The following is a 16,961-nucleotide window of genomic DNA, read 5'->3' as shown; positions in this document are numbered from 1 at the left end:
GGAGTAGCCTAAGCTACTCCGTAGAGCTTTTAAGCGCGTTCCAAGAAAGTCATATCTTTGATAAGCCCCTCACTTCGTCCTACTTTGACGATATTGGCCGCTGTTCCTTTGTAGAAAGGAATTTTAGTATCGGGATCGACATAATCGGTACACAGATCGTTAATGATGGAGTTTTGGAAACCAAAAGCACCAAATACTTCACCTTTTCGTACCGCATCGGTGACAATCGCGATTGCGCGTGTGGAGCCATAGTCGTTATTTAGCTGAACGATATCGCCACTGGTAATGCCAAGCTCTTTTGCATCACTTGGATGGACTTCAAGCGGCGCCATCGGCCAGCGTTTGGCGGTAAATTCAAGGCGACCTGTGTGGTAGTTTGACTGCCAGACTTCGTTGATACGACCGGTATTGACCCAGTATTTGTACCGTTTAACCTGTTTTGCGACCTGTTTTGGCATGGCAGGTTGTGGTGTTGGTAAGAACGTTGCGCGACCTGATTTCGTACCAAATTTACCATCGGTGTAGTGAAGGCGTGTGCCAAGAAGTTTGCCATTGTCCACTTTGACGATAGGGAGTTGAACGCCGTTATTTCCCGCATCGCGCAGAAGTTTATACGTAGCAAGCGTTCCGGTTGGACCTCCTTGACTTGCCATTTTTGAACCTTGACCTGCAAAACCATCTTTGAAGGAATCTTCTTCATTTTTCCACTCAAAGCCTTCAAAGCGTTTTGCCATCTCTTTATTGCCAGCTTTAAGATACTCTGCCTTAAGCGCATTGGCGATGTCCGCTGCGATGAGACAGTCTGGTTTAGCCGTTCCTGGTGCGTCCATCACTTTTTCAGACAGACGCATTCGTCGTTCACCACTCATGGACGTAAGGTTCATCTCCATCGTTGTCGCCGCTGGTAATACAATGTGGGCTCGCTCACTCGATTGCGTTGGGTAGATGTCGATATCGACGACAAAAAGACCGCCTGATTTACATGCGTTGTAGATAATATCGCAGAGTTCATCAAGGTTGTTTCCATGGTACCCGTTGATCGCATCTTTGACGATTTGGCTGCGCTTATTTACCGCATTTCTCAGGCGTTGTGTCGCGATAGACTGACCAAAAGGGTTGGTTCCCCAGATTGAATAGACAAGGTATTTGCCTTGGATAATGTCGGTATCAATGACCGCAAGATTTTGTCGGCTTGGTCCATGATACTCTGGTCTCGTGTAGCCTTCTTGGTGACCACCTGCGCGACAGACCCCCGTTCCTACACGACCCACACTGTGCGTAAGAAGTGCTAAATTGACGATGGAAGCAACATTTTCGTAATTCTTAATTCCCCAGATGATGCCTTTTTCATAGTAAATTGCATTGCGAGGACGGTGACCGCTTGGTTTGGGTTTAGCGATCCATTCCGCCGCTTTTTTGATGTCAGCGACGCTAATGTTCGTAATTGAAGAGGCATATTCGAGTGAGACTTTATTGACCTTGTACATCGCATCAAAGTTTTCGGTATGGTTTTTGATGAACTCTTTAGCTTCCCAACCTTGCTCGATGATGTAACTCACCAGTGCGTTCATGAGCGTAATATCTTGAGCGGGTTTGATCTGAAGATGAAGTACGTTCTCTTTGCCTGCAATTGCAATCGAGTTCGTAATGGACGCCGTGCGTCTAGGGTCAATAAAGATGATTTTCCCTTTGCCCAGACTCTCGCCTTTGTCATACTCTCTCTTTTTATCTTCAAGCGTACTGCCATCAAGATTGGCTTGCATGTGAATGTTGAAAAGGTTCGTTTGACACTCATAAGGATTGCACCCAATGACAAGCATCGTATCGGAGATACTCGTGTCATAATAACTGCTGTTAAGCTCACCCACGCCCATTTCACGGCTTGAATGCACTTCAGAGTTGTACGCAGGACGGTTGTGAATCGAAGCCGATGTGGTGCCAATGGCGGAGTGAAAGAGCTTGCCAGTACCCCATGTGTTTTCAAAGCCACCGCCACCGCCACCGTGGTCAAAGGTTTTATGCGAGATTTCATCCGCGCCATCGTTATCGATGATTTTTTTATACACTTTTGCGATGATGGTTGTTGCTTCTTCCCACGAGCTTTCCATCAGCATACCACCTCGAAAAACTTGAGGCTCTTTGAGTCTGTCTCTGGTTGCGCTGGCTACATTGAAGGTTGAAACCCCCATCATACCGCCACGCACAGAGTTTTGACCGACGTTGACGACGCACGTTTTATCGGGGATGACCATCAGGTTGTATTTTTTACCATCACGATCTGTAATCGTATTGAACATTCGTTCACTGCACCAGTCACCATAGGTGGGTTGCTGTTGTGAAAGATCGATGCCAAGGGCATTGTCTTTGTATGTTCCTTCGGTTCCAAGAGGCCATTTATAAGATTTGTAGCCACATCCTACGATGCAAAATTCACAGGTAACATTTTTGACTTCCGCATTTTTATGAGGAATAGGTAATCTATCGTTTAACGTAAGTGCCATGGTGTTCTCCTTAACCTACAGTGTTGTTAATACGGCCAAAAATAAGGCCATCGACGCCAATAGCAAAGATGTCATCGCCACTGATCTCTAAAAGGACACGCGGAAGGGCTCCTGTTGCCTGACCAATAACCATTTGTCCGTTATTTTTTGCGTCATATTTGGTGAAATGACAGGGGCACTCAAACATCGCTTTTTGTTTGTTGTAGATCGTTGGACAGCCTTTATGGGTGCAGATAATGCTGTAGGCTTTGACCTCATTATTGACATACACAGCTTTACACAATGCACTCTCATCAGGGTAGGAAAAATCAAGTTCTCCCGCTTTTTTGAGTTGCGCTAAGGAGCCAACTCTATTTTTTGTGTAACCACCATACACAGACATTGAAGGGTGTGCATCACCTGCAATGAGTGCTGGGGTAGCCACAACTGCGCCAAGTCCCAAAGCTGAGAATTTAAAAAATTCTCGTCTCGTTTGTTGTACTTCTACGATCTCCATATGTTTCTCCTTACGGGATGTTGTCCTTCTTAGATTAGAGCGTTTTAGATAAATAAAATCTAAAAATCAAAAGTTAAACTATAAATATTTGTTATGTTAAAACGCTTTTTATGTTTACATGTAAGCAAAGAGTGCGTAATTATGTGTAGGCTGTATTACTTTTGTTTACATGTAAAATGAGTTTTAACTTTTTTTCGTCATTTTTAGGTCACATTTTTACACAGGCAAAGCGTTGTAACCATTTTGTATATTTTCTTATGTAAGCTTTGCGCACTTGCAAAAGGAAAAGGAGAGATGATGATCAAGGTTTTATTTGTATGTATTCACAACAGTGCGCGCAGTCAAATGGCGGAGGAGCTTCTTAGAAAATACGGCGGAGAGAAATTTAACGCTCAAAGTGCAGGGTTGGAGCCTGGCATTGTAAACCCTCTCGCGGTTGAAATACTTAAAGAAGAGGGGATTGATATCGCAAACAAGCAAACGCAATCGGTGTTTGATTTGTTTAAAAATGGAAAATTATTTCATTATGTCGTCACCGTGTGCGATGAGGGCAATAGCGAACGATGTCCTATTTTCCCAGGTCAAACAAGTCGTATTCATTGGAGTTTTAAAGACCCTAGTCAGTTTATGGGAACGTATGAAGAGAATTTAGCGCAAACCAGAGTGGTCAAAGAAGAGATTAAAGCAGCGGTTTTAGCGTTTATTGAGATGGCTGAAACGCACTACTAAACGCATCATTTAAAATGCGTTTTTGCTCTGGAATGATTCATCTCTTTAACATCAATATATCTTGATATTAAAGAGACATTGTGTTACACTCGTCGCAATGATTTAATGACGAAGGTATTTCATGATTTTAGCCTCGCTTTTATTTTTAACGACCTTGGTGTTTGTCATCTGGCAACCCAAAGGTTTGCAAATCGGCACGACCGCTGTTTTAGGCGCTGTGATTGCCTTGGTGGTGGGTGTTGTGAGTTTTGCGGATGTGCTTGTGGTCACCAGCATCGTTTGGGATGCTACTTTGGCGTTTATTGGGATTATTATCCTCTCCATGGTACTTGATGAGATCGGCTTTTTTGAGTGGTGTGCGATACAGATGGCAAAACTCTCGGGTGGCAATGGTCATCTGATGTTTGTCTATTCTATTCTCTTAGGCTCGTTCATCTCGGCACTCTTTGCTAATGACGGTGCCGCGCTGATCTTAACACCTATTTTGCTCGCACAGATGCGCATTTTAAAGCTGGGAGCGAAAGCGATTATCGCCTTTTTGCTCGCGGGTGGGTTTATCAGCGATTCGGCTTCACTTCCGTTTGTCTTTTCAAACCTCACGAACATCGTCACCGCCAACTACTTTCACATCGGTTTTGCAGAGTATTTAAGCGTGATGTTTGTGCCTTATGTGGCGAGCACGCTCATCTCTATCGTGTTTTTATGGCTCTTTTTGCGCAAAGATATTGTCGCACGTGTGGATCTCTCCTTGCTGAAACATCCCGATGAGGTTCTTAAAAGCAAACCACTGTTTTATCTCTCATGGCTCTTTTTAGCACTGCTTTTGGGAAGCTATTTTGTGGGCGATGCGTACCATCTGCCTATTTCGGTCTTTGCTTTGGGTGGAGCACTGCTCTTTTTACTCATTGCCAATGCGTTTAAAGTGGTGCATCCTAGGCGTATCATCACCTCGGCGCCGTGGCAAGTGGTCTGGTTTAGCATCGGGCTTTACATCGTGGTGTACGGGCTTAAAAATGCAGGATTGACCGAGCATTTGACCATCATCCTCAAAGATTTAAATACCAGAGGCGACACGATCGCCATTATCGGAACAGGGTTTATTTCAGCTTTCTTAAGTGCTGTGATGAACAATATGCCCACTGTCATGATCATGGACATCGCCTTACACGACATCCCCAATACCGCGTTAGCCTACGCTAACATCATCGGATGTAACTTAGGCCCTAAAATGACGCCGTTTGGCTCTTTGGCGACGCTTTTATGGTTGCATGTTTTGGCTCAAAAAGGGGTGAAAATAAGCTTTTGGCAGTACTCAAAGTTCGGTCTTATCATCACGCCACCGGTGCTGTTGTTGGTTTTATTAACGCTTTAAAAAGAAATGAGCGTCCACAAGGATTAGACGTTTTTTACCATGGTTACATGTAAAGGAAAAAAATGAAAAAAGTGTTGATTTTATGTACGGGAAATAGTTGTCGAAGCATCATCGCCGAGGCATTGGTCAATGCCAAATTAGAAGGCATTGAAGCCTACAGTGCGGGTGTGCGTGCCAGTGGCAAAGTGAATGCTTATGCGAAAAGAGTTTTAGAAGAAGAGGGCATTTGGAATGATTCGTATCACTCTAAAGCATTGGATGAAGTCATCCATCTTGACTTTGATTTGGTGGTGACCGTGTGCGATCATGCCAATGAAACCTGTCCGATGTTCCCTAAACCCATTCCTAAAATTCATGTGGGGTTTTCCGATCCTGATGGCAAAGATTACGGGGCTTTTATTCTTACATGTAAAGCGATTGAAGCAGAACTCTTGCCGATTATTGCAGAAAAACTCTCATGAATGTGGAGCAGATACTCATTGAAATGACCTCGCAGTTCGGGGCATGGGCGATTGTTGCTTCGTTTGGCATCGGTCTTTTAACCTCTTTGGCTCCGTGTTCCATCATTACCTTGCCACTGCTTGCAGGCAGTGTTTTGGGGCTTTCACAAGATTTAAACGCCAAGCAAAAAAAAGTCTTTATTTACCAATACTCATTGCTTTTTGTTTTAGGTTTGGTCATTAGCTTTTCACTGTTGATGCTGCTTGTCTCCAAGATGGGCATGATGCTCTCCCTTGCGCCTTTTTGGGCGTATCTGCTCGCTTCCCTTGCGACATTTACGGTGGTGGCTTATGCCCTTGGATGGATTCAAGGGTTTGATAAAGACAAAGTGGCACGCAAATTTTTGAGATTTAAACTTTTGGGTGCGGTCATCATCGGGCTTATTTTTGGACTGGTGAGCACACCCTGTGCGTCGGCGCCGTTGGTTGCCATCATCACCATTGCAAGTCAAAGCGGTTGGGTTTATTCGTACGCGCTTGTGTTGGCATTTGCCCTAGGACATGGCATGTTGCTTTTGGTGGCAGGAACGTCACTTGGGTTTACACAAAGTGTGGTTTCAAGTCAAAAAATAGGCAGGGTGAGCCGCGTTATCAATGGCTTTTTTATCGTGATTTTGGTGGGGATTGGTTTTTATTTTCTCTACCAAACGTATCTTGTATTTTAGGAAAAAAGATGAAAAAAAAGATTATTTTAGTGGTTTTAACGCTTCTTTTAGTCGGGTGTGGTGAGGCAAAAGTAGAATCCAAAACGCCTATCGCGTCGCCTTTGAAAAAGACTCAAGAGGCTTCAGCGATGTTAGAAGCAACGCCGTACGCGCAGATCGCTCCTAACATCGGTAAAACACCGATGCTTGTTGAGTTTGGCTCTACCAGTTGTGCTTCATGTGTGGAGATGGGAAAATTGTTGTACCGCGCGAAACAAGAGTATCCGCAAAGTGCGATCTATTTTGTAGAGGTTTACAATGACCAACCAGCGACGCGTGATTATAGAATACAGATGATTCCAACACAAATTTACCTCGATGCTAAGGGCACGGAGTCTGATCGACATATAGGTGCTGTGAATTATGAACAATTGATCGCTAAGCTTAAAGCGCAAAACGTTATTTTTTAAGGAGTATGAAGATGTTTGATCTGTGGGAAAAAATGGTTGATACTCTGGTATACGGGCTTTTAGGACTGGATGCGAGCACGCAAAAAGCACAAGCGTTGCACTTTTTTATCTTCGATACGGTGAAGATTTACATCCTTTTGGTGCTGATTATTTTTGCGGTAAGTTTTTTGCGAACCTATTTTAATACCGATAAGGTCAGGATTTATCTGCAAGGTAAAAGTGAGTTTACAGGCAATATCTTGGCGGCTCTTTTTGGCATCATCACGCCGTTTTGCAGCTGTTCGGCGATACCGCTTTTTTTAGGGTTTATGCAAGCGCGGATTCCACTTGGCATCACCTTTAGCTTTTTGATCTCAAGTCCGATGAATAACGAAGTGGCGATCGCACTTCTGTTTGGGCTTTTTGGCTGGAAAATCACAGCACTGTACATCGGATTTGGGCTTTTGGTCGCCATCATTGGCGGGTTTATCGTGGGTAAGCTGGGTATGGAAAAATACGTGCTGATTCCTGTTGTGCCGATGAGTGGCGATTTGGAAGATGTCGAGATTAAGATGACGATGCAAAAAAGGGTGAAAGAGTCATGGGCGTACACGATGGATATTTTGCAAAAAATCTATCTGTATGTGATGATTGGTGTGGGTATTGGAGCGTTTATTCATGGCTATGTTCCGACAGAATTCATCGTGAAATATGCAGGAAGCGATGCGTGGTACAGTGTGCCTTTGGCGGTTTTACTGGGTGTTCCGATGTACTCCAATGCTGCGGGCGTCATGCCGTTGATCGAGGTTTTGACCTCTAAAGGCATGCCTCTTGGCACGGCGCTGAGCTTTATGATGGCGATCACGGCTTTGAGTCTGCCTGAAGCGATGATCTTGAAGCGCATTTTACATGTAAAGCTCATTGCGACCTTTTTTGGCATCGTCGCGGTGGGTATTATGGGAATTGGGTATCTGTTTAATGCGATTTTATAGGAGTTAAAATGAAAAAAATGATTTTTACCGTGTTGGCATTGGTAGGCTTAGTCAATGCGGCAGAGCTGAAAAACATGAGTTTTGAGGAGTATCTCTCAAAATTCGATTATAAAGAACGCGAAACGATGAAGATCAAAACGCCCGATATGCTTGTACTGATCGAAGAGGGCAAGGCGATTTTAGTTGATGTGAGGTTTCGTGAAGAGTTTGAGGTCTGGCACATGAATTTTGCCATAAATATTCCGCTAAACGAGCTACAAAAACGCCTAAATGAATTGCCCAAAGATAAGCTCATCATCACAGCCTGCCCACATAATGACAGGTCAAACATCGCGCGCCTCTTTCTGGTGCAAAACGGCTACAACGCAAAATACCTCAATGATGGGCTGCTAAAAACGGCAGACTTTTTGCGCGGTGACAATGCCAAAGAATTTTTAGACGAATACAGAGCAAACAAGGAGAAAAAATGAAAATAGAGATTCTAGGAACTGGCTGTTCAAAATGCCAAGCGTTAACCTTACATGTAAAAGAAGCGGTGGCGAAAAAAGGGATATTTGCGCAGGTTGAGAAAGTCGAAGATCTCATGAAAATCATGGCGTACGGCGTCACATCAACGCCTGCTTTGGTGATAGATGGCACGGTTGTAAGCAGTGGAAAACTTCTCAGTGTCGATGAAATCGTAGCGTTTTTAGGCTCATAATGTTGCTGATTTTGTGTTATAATCGCACATCTTAGGAGGCTACATGCGATTAAAAACCAAAGTTGTACTCATCATCGCGGGATTGCTTTTAGGCGTCTCGATCACAGGCTCCATCATCAATTACCTGAAAAATGTGCGTGACACGCAAGCGCAGTTGCAAAACACGTCGTTGCCGCTTTCGGTGGATAATATCTACACCGAGATTCAGCAACGCATGATCGAGCCGCTTTTAGTTTCGTCGTTGATGTCGCATGACACTTTTTTGCGCGATTGGTTGCTTGAGGGTGAAACCGATATGAACGGGATCGTGCGCTATCTCACCGAAATTCAGCAAAAATACGATATTTTTACCACCTTTTTGGTCTCGGATAAAACCAAAAACTACTACCATGCACGCGGTCTCATCGATGTGGTCAACAAAGAGAACAGTGCCGATGCGTGGTATTTTCGTTTTATGGCGCAGCCTGAGCCGTACGAAATCAATCTGGACTACAATGCTAACCTCAGTGATTCTCTGATCATGTTTATCAACTACAAAGTGATGAATTATAAAAATGAGATAATCGGTGCAACAGGCGTGGGCGTGAAGATCATGAACATCGAAACGATGCTCAACTCCTTTAAAACCAAGTACAAATACGATGTCTACTTTGTCTCTGAAAAGGGTGAAATAACGCTTTTTGCGAAGGGGCTGAACAAACGAGGGAACATCGACACTATCGAAGGTCTTAAAGAGATCAAAGAGAGCGTTTTTAAAGGTGAAAAGAGTCAATTCGAGTACAAAGGGAAAGAGGGCGAGTATCTGCTCAATACCAAATACATCGAAAAACTCAAACTGCATCTTTTTGTCGAGATCAATAAAAAAGAGTACATTGGTGATCTCAAAAAGACCTTTTACGTCAACCTTTCCATCTCGCTTTTGGTCACCCTTTTGGTCACACTCATCATCATCTACACGATCAATATTTACCAAAATCAGTTGGTTCAACTTGCCAATGAGGACGCGCTCACAGGGCTTGCCAATCGCAGAAAATTTAACGAGCAGTTTGAAAAACGCTATAAACTCTACAAAAAAGGGGTCAATCGGCTCACCCTTTTACTCATTGATATTGATGATTTTAAAGAGGTCAATGACACATTCGGGCATCTTGTAGGCGATGATACCCTGATGCGAGTGGCTGAGATTTTGCGCACGGAGCTTAGAGTCTCAGACATCATCGCACGCTGGGGTGGCGAAGAGTTTGCCCTTTTACTGGTGGATGTTCCATCCCAAAATGCACTAGAGATCGCGCAAAAAATTTGCCATGCGATCAGAGAAGATGCCCTGTTGCAAGAGATATTGCAACAAAAACTGACTGTCAGCATCGGGCTTGGCGAACTCACCAGTTTGGAGAGCCAAGATGGATTGGTGCATAAAGTCGATCAGGCACTCTACGAAGCCAAAAAAGCTGGCAAAGATCAAGTGATCGTTGCGTAAGGAGTTAAAATGAATGAAACAATCGAGCACAGAGCATTGGAGCATTTTTCAAACGGGTATGTGTGCAGTGAAGCGGTGTTAAAAACGATCGCTGAGAAGCATGGCATTGATTCTCCACTTATTCCTGCGATTGCCTCAGGATTTGGCAGTGGAATGGCACGAAGTGAAGGAGGGCTGTGCGGTGCGTTTAGTGGCGGCGTTATGGCACTTTCACTCTTGCAAGGACGCACAGAAGTAAGCGCTCCCAAAGATCCGCTTTACCACAATGTGCAGTTATTTAAAGCGCATTTTGAAAAAGCATTTGGAAGCTGTGAATGCGCTTCGCTTTTGGGCTTTTCGCTCGGTTCTCCTGATGCAGGTGAGAAATTTCAAGAGGGAAATTGCAAAGCCTGTAAGTGTGATCTTTACGTGGTTTACGCGGTTAAAGAGGTTGAACTGCTTTTAGAAAGCTAACGGGAGCATTACGTTTATTTCAAGCCCTTGAGGGTGTCGGTTTTTGACCGTGATGGTGCCATCATGCACATCAACGATCTGCTGAACGATGGACAATCCCAGTCCAAACCCTTTGATCTGCTTTGAGCGCGAATCATCCGCACGGTAAAAGCGCTCAAAGATGAGGTGAAGCTTCTCTTCATCAATGCCATTGCCTTCATCTTCAATACGAAAATGCGCCATGTGATTTAAAGCAGTGAGTGAAATAAAGATCGTGGTATGGTACGGGCTGTACTTGATCGCATTTTCAATGAGGTTGGAAAAAACCGTTTTCAATAAAATTTCATCCCCGATAACGATGAGGTTCTCCAGCTCTCTTATCTCAAAGATGATATTTTTCTGAGATCCAATGACGATGAGATCTTCGATGGCTTTAAGAAGCACATCATCCACATTTTGCTGTGTAAATTTACTCTTAAGCGACTCTTTTTCAAGATACGTGAGCATAAGAAGGTTTTTGACGATGCTTTGCAAGGTATCGACCTCTTCCAGATTGGAGTACAAAATACTTTGGTACTCCTCGTTTGTGCGAGGCTCTTTAAGGGCGACTTCGAGTTCTCCTTTCATCGCCGTTAAGGGCGTTTTGAGTTCATGGGAGACATCGGACGAGAAGCGTTTGATCTGCCGAAGCGATTGGAGCATTTTAAGATGCGTTTCATCGCTAAAAATTTGCAACGCTTTAATGGAGCAGATCGTAATGACCAAAGCACACAGGGCTCGAAAAAACTGCACAGGAATGCCAAAGGTGTCTAAAAACCACACGGTGTTGATGATGTTCCCTGGAAAATAGTGGGTCGGCGAGACAGCAATTCCTGCTAAAAGCGCGTAGCAAATAAAGGCAACGCCTGGGATTTTAAAGTAAATTTTGAGGCGTTCTACGTATTCACTTTTCTTCAGGGATTCTCCATAATAGTACAGTCCAACGCCTAAAAACAGAGAGCCAAAAAAGCCATAGGTATAGCGAATGGCGGCAATGGCATCATCTAGGGATGGGTGAAGAAGAATTAGGGATAAAAGGCTGGAGAGACTGATGATGTAAATAACGGGCGCAGCATAAAGTGTGTGTAAAAAATGAAGCTTAGAGCTCTGCTTTTTAAAGCTTTCGCGTACGATAAAACGGGAGAATTCAAATAAAAAGAGGTACGAGAAGAGCAGAAGAGTAAACTTTAGAGGGCTTAAAAGAGGTTCGTACTGGGGATAAAGATACATGTAAAGAAAAATCCACTCAACAAAAGCATGCAAAATGGCAAAGATGCCTAAAAGCCAAATCTTTCGTGCAAAAAAGATTGCGCTATCGGTTGTTCTGACAAATAAAACCAAAACGCCTAAGATAAAAAAAGAGAGACCGTACACAAAGAGGATAATCTCCATCCTAGCACGACTCTATTTTATAGCCAGAACCACGAATGGTTTTTATAAGAGGTTTCTCGCCTTCGCTGTCTATTTTATGGCGCAGATGGTGAATAAAAACGTTAATGATATTGCTCGATGTTGCTTCATTGATGCCCCAAATTTTCTCTTGGAGTTGGGTGTGGGTGATGATATTATTTTGATTGAGCAGCAGGTACACCAAAATATCAAACTCTTTAGATGTCAGCGAAATCGGCTTTTTGGAACGGGTGACGACTCTTTTTAAGACATTGACTTCAAGGGTATCAAGGCTCAAGCATTCGTTGAAATTATAGGATGAGCGACGAAGTAAGGAGCGTATGCGTGCCACTAACTCAGCAAAGACAAAAGGTTTGACCAAGTAGTCATCGGCTCCACAACCAAGCCCTGTAATGCGCTCTTCCACACTGGTTTTAGCGGTGAGCATCAAAATGGGAGTATGGTTTTTTTTCTCACGAAGCTTTTCACACATCTTTAAACCATCCAGTTTGGGCAACATCCAATCAATAATGAGAAGGTCATACGCATGCTGTTCTGCAAGGTACAATCCTTCTTCACCGTCACTGGCAGTATCGATGATAAAGCCCTCTTCTTGGAGCCCTTTTTGAACAAAAGCGATAATTTTTGGGTCATCTTCGATGATTAAGAGTTTCATCTTTTCATCGTAGCTAAAGAAATATTAAAAAAAATTAATAAAGCGTTAATGTTGACGAAATAAAACAATGTGATACTTCAGTTCACAATTATCAAAAAGGAGTTTTTATGAAGGGATTTTCACACAAAATTTCAACTGCGGGGCTATCGGTTGTTATGGCAAGCATGATGTTATTATCTTCGAGTGTATTTGCGGCGGAGTATACGTTAGAGAGTGCTAAAGGCTCACCTGCAACATTGGATGCTAATGATGCTATCTGGGCAAAAGCGAAAGAGGTAAGCGTTCCTTTGAGCGAAACACCTTACAAGCCAAATAACTACAAGGGCATCACCAAAACAACGGCCGTTTTAAAGTCGGTGCATGATGATAAAAATATCTATATCAAACTTCAATACGATGATCCAACCATGAGCACGAACCGTGAACCATGGATCAAACAAGCCGATGGTACGTGGAAAAAAATGAAAGATGTTGATGAAACCAATCATGAAAATACCTATTATGAAGATAAAGCGGCATTCTTTTGGAACATCAACACTAAAGGTTTTGAGAAAAAAGGGTGTGCTATCGCGTGTCACATGGCAAAAGATGGCTTGAACAATGGCATCAGTGACACGTCACCGGGTCGAAAATATACCCGTGCGGAAGGCGAGACTATCGATATGTGGCATTGGAAAAGTGTTCGAACAGGACTTTCAACAGGTATGACCGATGATCAATATGTCAACAGCAATACCGATCCAAAGGTGAGTAAAGACTGGGGACGCTCCGGCGATGAAAAACTGGGTGGCGGCGATAAAGCGAACGTCAATGCAGATAAAACAGCACCAGAATTTATGAGCAAAAACCCAGATAAAACCAAAACATGGATACTCGAAGAAGACAAAGTTCCTTTTGTCGATACCTTTAAAGCGGGTGACATGGTTCCCGGTATTGTCGTGGGTAAACTAAGTGGTTCACGTGGTGACATCGAAACCAATGCGTCTTGGGCAAATGGTAAATGGACACTTGTTATGAAAAGAGCTTTAGTAACAACCCATCCAAAATCAGCAGAGCAAGATGTTCAATTTAGTGATTTGAAAAAACCATACTTCTTTGGCGTCTCTGTCTTTGATAACTCGGCGATTAACCATATGTATCACGACGGAAGCATTGAGCTTCTTTTTAAATAAAAGGCGGGACAGTGAGCATTCAACAGTTTAATTTCCAAGCAAAGGCAGCGGTATCGCTGTTTTTGCTCTTTGTTATAACGGCTACCATTTCATCGGTCATTTTACTAGGACTTGAGCTTTCTGGGCAAAAAAAAGGGCTGAATATTCCAACGATTGCTCAGATTAAAAATAAATATACGACGCCAACCCTAGTCGCAGCGATGCGAGGAAACATGTATGAGCATGTCACGGCAGATGAAGACATTGACACGGTGAATAACTGGATCAAAGAGGGTGTTAAAAAAGAGGGTAAACTCTATGAAGAAGCGGCACAGATTATCAAGCAAGATTGTGCAAATTGTCATAGTAAAACCTCTAAAATGAGTAAAGCCATTCCTTCGATGCCATTTGATACCTATGAGCAAATCGTATCGCATACGGATGCCGGCTATTCGTGGTCAAAGATGTCAAAACAGGCGCATATTCATATGTTTGGGATTTCAACGTTCTTGGTGATTATCTCCTTGCTTTTTGCCTATACGACCTATAAAGAGAGTATCAAAAATGTTCTGATTATCGGCTCTTTTGGTGCAGCATTTTTAGATATTTTTTCATGGTGGTTTTCAAAATTTATCCCAGAACTCGTCTATCTTATTTTTGCGATGGGCGGTTTAATGGTAGGTTCGATACTGCTTATGTGCGTATTGGTATTAGCCAATATTTGGAAAAAAGAAGATTAACGTTTTACATGTAAAGATGAAGAGCCCCATTTTGAGGCTCTTCATACCACTTACGCTTCGATCCAGCCTCCGCCAACCACAAGGTCATCTTGATAGACAACCAGTGCTTGACCGCTTGCGAGCCCGTAAACGCCCTCGTGAAGCTCGGCAATAATCTTGCCATCAACAACACTCACATGCGCCTTGGTCTTAGCACTTCGGTAACGTACTTTCACGCCGTATTCGCCTTCTTTAAAATCTTCGCCCAAGGAGAAGTTCTCGGCGATGACTTTGGTTTGTAACAGATCTTCTTTGGTTCCAGCGATCACCGTATTGGTCTTTGCGTCAATATTCACAACAAAGTGAGGGTCATGCGCTCCGTTGATGGTCAAACCTTTTCGTTTGCCGATGGTGTAGTGCATGTAGCCTTTATGTTCACCAATGACCTTTCCTTCAACATCTTTGATAACGCCTTTTTGATCGACATTGAGATGCTGTTTTAAAATATCAATATAGGTATCCGTGACGAAGCAGATCTCTTGAGACTCTTTGTAAGTTTCAAGTGTACCAAGCCATGGTAATTCTTTCAGTGCAATAGGTTTGATGTCATTTTTCAGCATACCCCCCAGTGGGAAAATGATCTTCTCGATCACCTCTTTTTTAAGACCAAAAAGGAAATAACTTTGGTCTTTTGACATATCAAATGCCTCTTTAATATGCCCCTCTTCAATGCGTGCATAATGCCCTGTGGCAATTCTTTCGCAGCCCATCTCCATCGCTTTTTCAAAGGCAAACCCAAATTTCATTCGGGGGTTACAAAAAGCACACGGATTGGGAGTGAGTCCTTGCTCATACGAGCGTACAAAGTAGTCATAGACATGCTCTTTAAAAAGGGCTTTGGCATCTAACACATGGGTCTCTATACCCAAATGATGGCTGACTTTTTCGATGTTGGCGATGTTAATGGCATGTTTTTTCTCATCTTCGTGAAGTTTGAGATAGATGCCAATGACCTCATGGCCTTGGTTTTTGAGCAAATAAGCGGAGTAGCTAGAATCTATTCCGCCACTCATAAGGAGTGCAATTTTCATAGATGTATTCTCTTTTATTTAGGGTTCGACGTCTAAAGAGTAAAAGTCTTTACGTTTCGTGTTAGCCCAAAATGGGCACCTAGAGCTTAGGGCTAAACTTTTAACGTTACTTTACATGTAAAGCGAACAAGGCAAGGGAGTTAAACGTTTAGCATTCAAAACATGGGGAAATTCTGTGAGAGGCTGGAGCTGGTGAAGGGGCTCGAACCCCCGACCTGTTGATTACGGATCAACTGCTCTACCAACTGAGCTACACCAGCGCGATGAAATTTTACCCCATGTTTACTTTCGTTACTTTAAAATGATCGTGTTTGAGTGAATTTTACATGTAAAGGTAAAGGGTTAAATCCATTCAAAACGTTTTATTAGGCTAATGCTTGGTCGATGTCGGCGAGTAAATCTTCCAAATCTTCAATACCCACAGAGAGACGAATCATGCCCTCGGTTAGCCCGTAAGCGGCTTTTTGCTCATCGGAATATTCGGCGTAAATCGTATGGTACGTTGCAATCGCCAATGATTTATTGTCTTGGACGTTGGTGCCTCGTTTGATGATGTTCAAACGGTTTAAAAACGCATAGGTTGTCTCTTTATCGCTAAAGCTAAAGCTGACAATGCCGCCACCGCCACTAAACTGTTTGGATGCGTTGGCAAAATAGTTCGAGTTTTCCAAAAGCGGATACTCAACGCTGATAATCTCAGCTTTACTTTGCAGATGTTTTGCGACAGCTAGGGCATTTTTACAGCTTCTCTGCACTCTTAAGTCCAGCGTTTCAAGACCTAAGGAGAGCAAGTAGGCACTTTGCGCCGTCAACGAAGAGCCTAAATTTCGGAAGGTCTCTTTACGAAGGCGCGCCATAAAGGCAAAAGGACCAAATTTTTTGAAAAAAGGCTCTAGCGTTACGTGGTTTTTCCAGTTAAAGGTACCGTTATCGACGATCAAACCGCCCAAAACATGACCGCCACCCGAAATGTATTTGGTCGCGGAGATAATCTCAATGTCGACACCGTGTTTTTTCGCATCAAAGATATTCCAAGGCGTTGCCGTTGTATCGACGATGAGAGGTACATTGTTCTCTTTTAACACCGCTTTAATCGCGCTAAAATCAGGCACAATCAGTTGAGGATTGCTCACACTCTCACAGAAAAGCAGACGCGTTTTAGCATCAATATTCGCACGAATCGCCTCAACATCGCTCAAATCCACGTAACGTACTTCCACGCCAAAATCACTGAAGAGTGTTTGAAACAAGGAAAGCGTATTGCCAAAAAGGTACTGGGTGGTGATGATGTTATCGCCACTTTTAACCAGTGCAAAAAGCGCGTTCGCAATCGCCGCCATTCCTGTTGCGGTCGCAATCACGCCAAAAGCACCGCTGATCGCTTTGACTTTGAGTTCAAACTCTTCGATGGACGGGTTGGAAGAGCGTGTGTAGACATGCCCCATCTTTTGACCTTTGAAAACAGCTTCAAGGTCTTCTGATTTTTCAAACTCAAACGCTGAACATTGGTAGATAGGGAAGCGCATTGCGCCGTGTTGGTCTTTGTGTGCAGGTTTGGCATGCAATGCTTTGGTGGTAAATCCCATAAAATATCCTTCTTTGAA

General features: G+C 43.3%; 18 protein-coding genes and 1 tRNA gene. 12 read left to right on the top strand and 7 right to left on the bottom strand.

Going from position 1 to position 16,961, the window contains the following annotated elements:
* Nucleotides 1–29 precede the first annotated feature (29 nt).
* Together SHALO_RS14440 and SHALO_RS14435 are read right to left on the bottom strand one after the other, a co-directional pair.
* Nucleotides 30–2,501 carry an arsenate reductase (azurin) large subunit gene (locus tag SHALO_RS14440; RefSeq protein ID WP_069479145.1) on the bottom strand — a complete coding sequence of 824 codons (2,472 nt, stop codon included), beginning with the start codon at nucleotides 2,499–2,501 and terminating at the stop codon, nucleotides 30–32.
* A 10-nt stretch (nucleotides 2,502–2,511) separates the two neighbouring features.
* Nucleotides 2,512–2,997, bottom strand: a complete 486-nt coding sequence (locus SHALO_RS14435) for an arsenate reductase (azurin) small subunit (protein ID WP_025346170.1) — start codon at nucleotides 2,995–2,997, stop codon at nucleotides 2,512–2,514.
* A gap of 294 nt (nucleotides 2,998–3,291) precedes the next feature.
* Here SHALO_RS14435 and SHALO_RS14430 point away from each other — a divergent pair, with 294 nt between their 5' ends.
* The 10 genes from SHALO_RS14430 (at nucleotide 3,292) to SHALO_RS14385 (ending at nucleotide 10,313) form a co-directional block, all read left to right on the top strand.
* A complete protein-coding gene (locus tag SHALO_RS14430; protein WP_238585255.1) occupies nucleotides 3,292–3,726 on the top strand; it encodes an arsenate reductase ArsC in 435 nt (144 codons plus the stop codon).
* Nucleotides 3,727–3,847: 121 nt separating this feature from the next.
* The gene (locus SHALO_RS14425) at nucleotides 3,848–5,098 is read left to right on the top strand and encodes an arsenic transporter (RefSeq protein ID WP_025346168.1); all 1,251 of its coding nucleotides are present in this window, start codon (nucleotides 3,848–3,850) and stop codon (nucleotides 5,096–5,098) included.
* A gap of 62 nt (nucleotides 5,099–5,160) precedes the next feature.
* The gene (locus SHALO_RS14420) at nucleotides 5,161–5,559 is read left to right on the top strand and encodes an arsenate reductase ArsC (RefSeq protein WP_069479144.1); all 399 of its coding nucleotides are present in this window, start codon (nucleotides 5,161–5,163) and stop codon (nucleotides 5,557–5,559) included.
* Nucleotides 5,560–5,582: 23 nt separating this feature from the next.
* Nucleotides 5,583–6,263, top strand: a complete 681-nt coding sequence (locus SHALO_RS14415) for a cytochrome c biogenesis CcdA family protein (RefSeq protein ID WP_238585254.1) — start codon at nucleotides 5,583–5,585, stop codon at nucleotides 6,261–6,263.
* 8 nt (nucleotides 6,264–6,271) lie between these two features.
* Nucleotides 6,272–6,712 carry a thioredoxin family protein gene (locus tag SHALO_RS14410; RefSeq protein WP_069479142.1) on the top strand — a complete coding sequence of 147 codons (441 nt, stop codon included), beginning with the start codon at nucleotides 6,272–6,274 and terminating at the stop codon, nucleotides 6,710–6,712.
* An 11-nt stretch (nucleotides 6,713–6,723) separates the two neighbouring features.
* Nucleotides 6,724–7,683, top strand: coding sequence for a permease (locus SHALO_RS14405; RefSeq protein WP_174543309.1), 960 nt, complete (start codon nucleotides 6,724–6,726; stop codon nucleotides 7,681–7,683).
* Nucleotides 7,684–7,691: 8 nt separating this feature from the next.
* A complete protein-coding gene (locus SHALO_RS14400; RefSeq protein ID WP_069479141.1) occupies nucleotides 7,692–8,153 on the top strand; it encodes a rhodanese-like domain-containing protein in 462 nt (153 codons plus the stop codon).
* A complete protein-coding gene (locus SHALO_RS14395) occupies nucleotides 8,150–8,383 on the top strand; it encodes a thioredoxin family protein (protein WP_069479140.1) in 234 nt (77 codons plus the stop codon). The genes SHALO_RS14400 and SHALO_RS14395 overlap by 4 nt, the downstream gene beginning before the upstream one ends.
* Nucleotides 8,384–8,426: 43 nt before the next feature.
* Nucleotides 8,427–9,860, top strand: coding sequence for a sensor domain-containing diguanylate cyclase (locus SHALO_RS14390; RefSeq protein WP_069479139.1), 1,434 nt, complete (start codon nucleotides 8,427–8,429; stop codon nucleotides 9,858–9,860).
* Between the two features lie 9 nt (nucleotides 9,861–9,869).
* Complete coding sequence (locus tag SHALO_RS14385; RefSeq protein WP_069479138.1) at nucleotides 9,870–10,313, top strand: C-GCAxxG-C-C family protein; 444 nt, start codon at nucleotides 9,870–9,872, stop codon at nucleotides 10,311–10,313.
* Here the strand turns inward: SHALO_RS14385 and SHALO_RS14380 are convergent.
* Nucleotides 10,302–11,723, bottom strand: coding sequence for a sensor histidine kinase (locus tag SHALO_RS14380; RefSeq protein WP_069479137.1), 1,422 nt, complete (start codon nucleotides 11,721–11,723; stop codon nucleotides 10,302–10,304). The genes SHALO_RS14385 and SHALO_RS14380 overlap by 12 nt on opposite strands.
* A 1-nt stretch (nucleotide 11,724) precedes the next feature.
* Nucleotides 11,725–12,396, bottom strand: a complete 672-nt coding sequence (locus SHALO_RS14375) for a response regulator transcription factor (RefSeq protein WP_069479136.1) — start codon at nucleotides 12,394–12,396, stop codon at nucleotides 11,725–11,727.
* Between the two features lie 107 nt (nucleotides 12,397–12,503).
* Here SHALO_RS14375 and SHALO_RS14370 point away from each other — a divergent pair, with 107 nt between their 5' ends.
* On the top strand, nucleotides 12,504–13,568 hold the full coding sequence (locus tag SHALO_RS14370; RefSeq protein WP_069479135.1) for an ethylbenzene dehydrogenase-related protein: 1,065 nt from the start codon (nucleotides 12,504–12,506) through the stop codon (nucleotides 13,566–13,568).
* 11 nt (nucleotides 13,569–13,579) lie between these two features.
* The gene (locus SHALO_RS14365) at nucleotides 13,580–14,287 is read left to right on the top strand and encodes a hypothetical protein (protein WP_069479134.1); all 708 of its coding nucleotides are present in this window, start codon (nucleotides 13,580–13,582) and stop codon (nucleotides 14,285–14,287) included.
* A 50-nt stretch (nucleotides 14,288–14,337) separates the two neighbouring features.
* Here SHALO_RS14365 and mnmA read toward each other — a convergent pair whose 3' ends face one another.
* The 3 genes from mnmA to SHALO_RS14350 all read right to left on the bottom strand — a co-directional run bounded on the left by mnmA (nucleotide 14,338) and on the right by SHALO_RS14350 (nucleotide 16,943).
* Entirely contained in the window at nucleotides 14,338–15,357 is a 1,020-nt protein-coding gene (gene mnmA / locus SHALO_RS14360; protein ID WP_069479133.1) for a tRNA 2-thiouridine(34) synthase MnmA, read from the bottom strand.
* Between the two features lie 184 nt (nucleotides 15,358–15,541).
* Nucleotides 15,542–15,617 (bottom strand) — tRNA-Thr (locus SHALO_RS14355).
* Between the two features lie 105 nt (nucleotides 15,618–15,722).
* Nucleotides 15,723–16,943: an aminotransferase class V-fold PLP-dependent enzyme gene (locus tag SHALO_RS14350; protein ID WP_069479132.1), complete on the bottom strand. Its 1,221-nt coding sequence runs from the start codon at nucleotides 16,941–16,943 to the stop codon at nucleotides 15,723–15,725.
* Nucleotides 16,944–16,961: the final 18 nt, after the last annotated feature.

The organism is Sulfurospirillum halorespirans DSM 13726 (genome assembly GCF_001723605.1).
Taxonomy (GTDB): Bacteria; Campylobacterota; Campylobacteria; order Campylobacterales; family Sulfurospirillaceae; genus Sulfurospirillum; species Sulfurospirillum halorespirans.
This window is presented reverse-complemented; position numbering and strand designations above follow the sequence as displayed.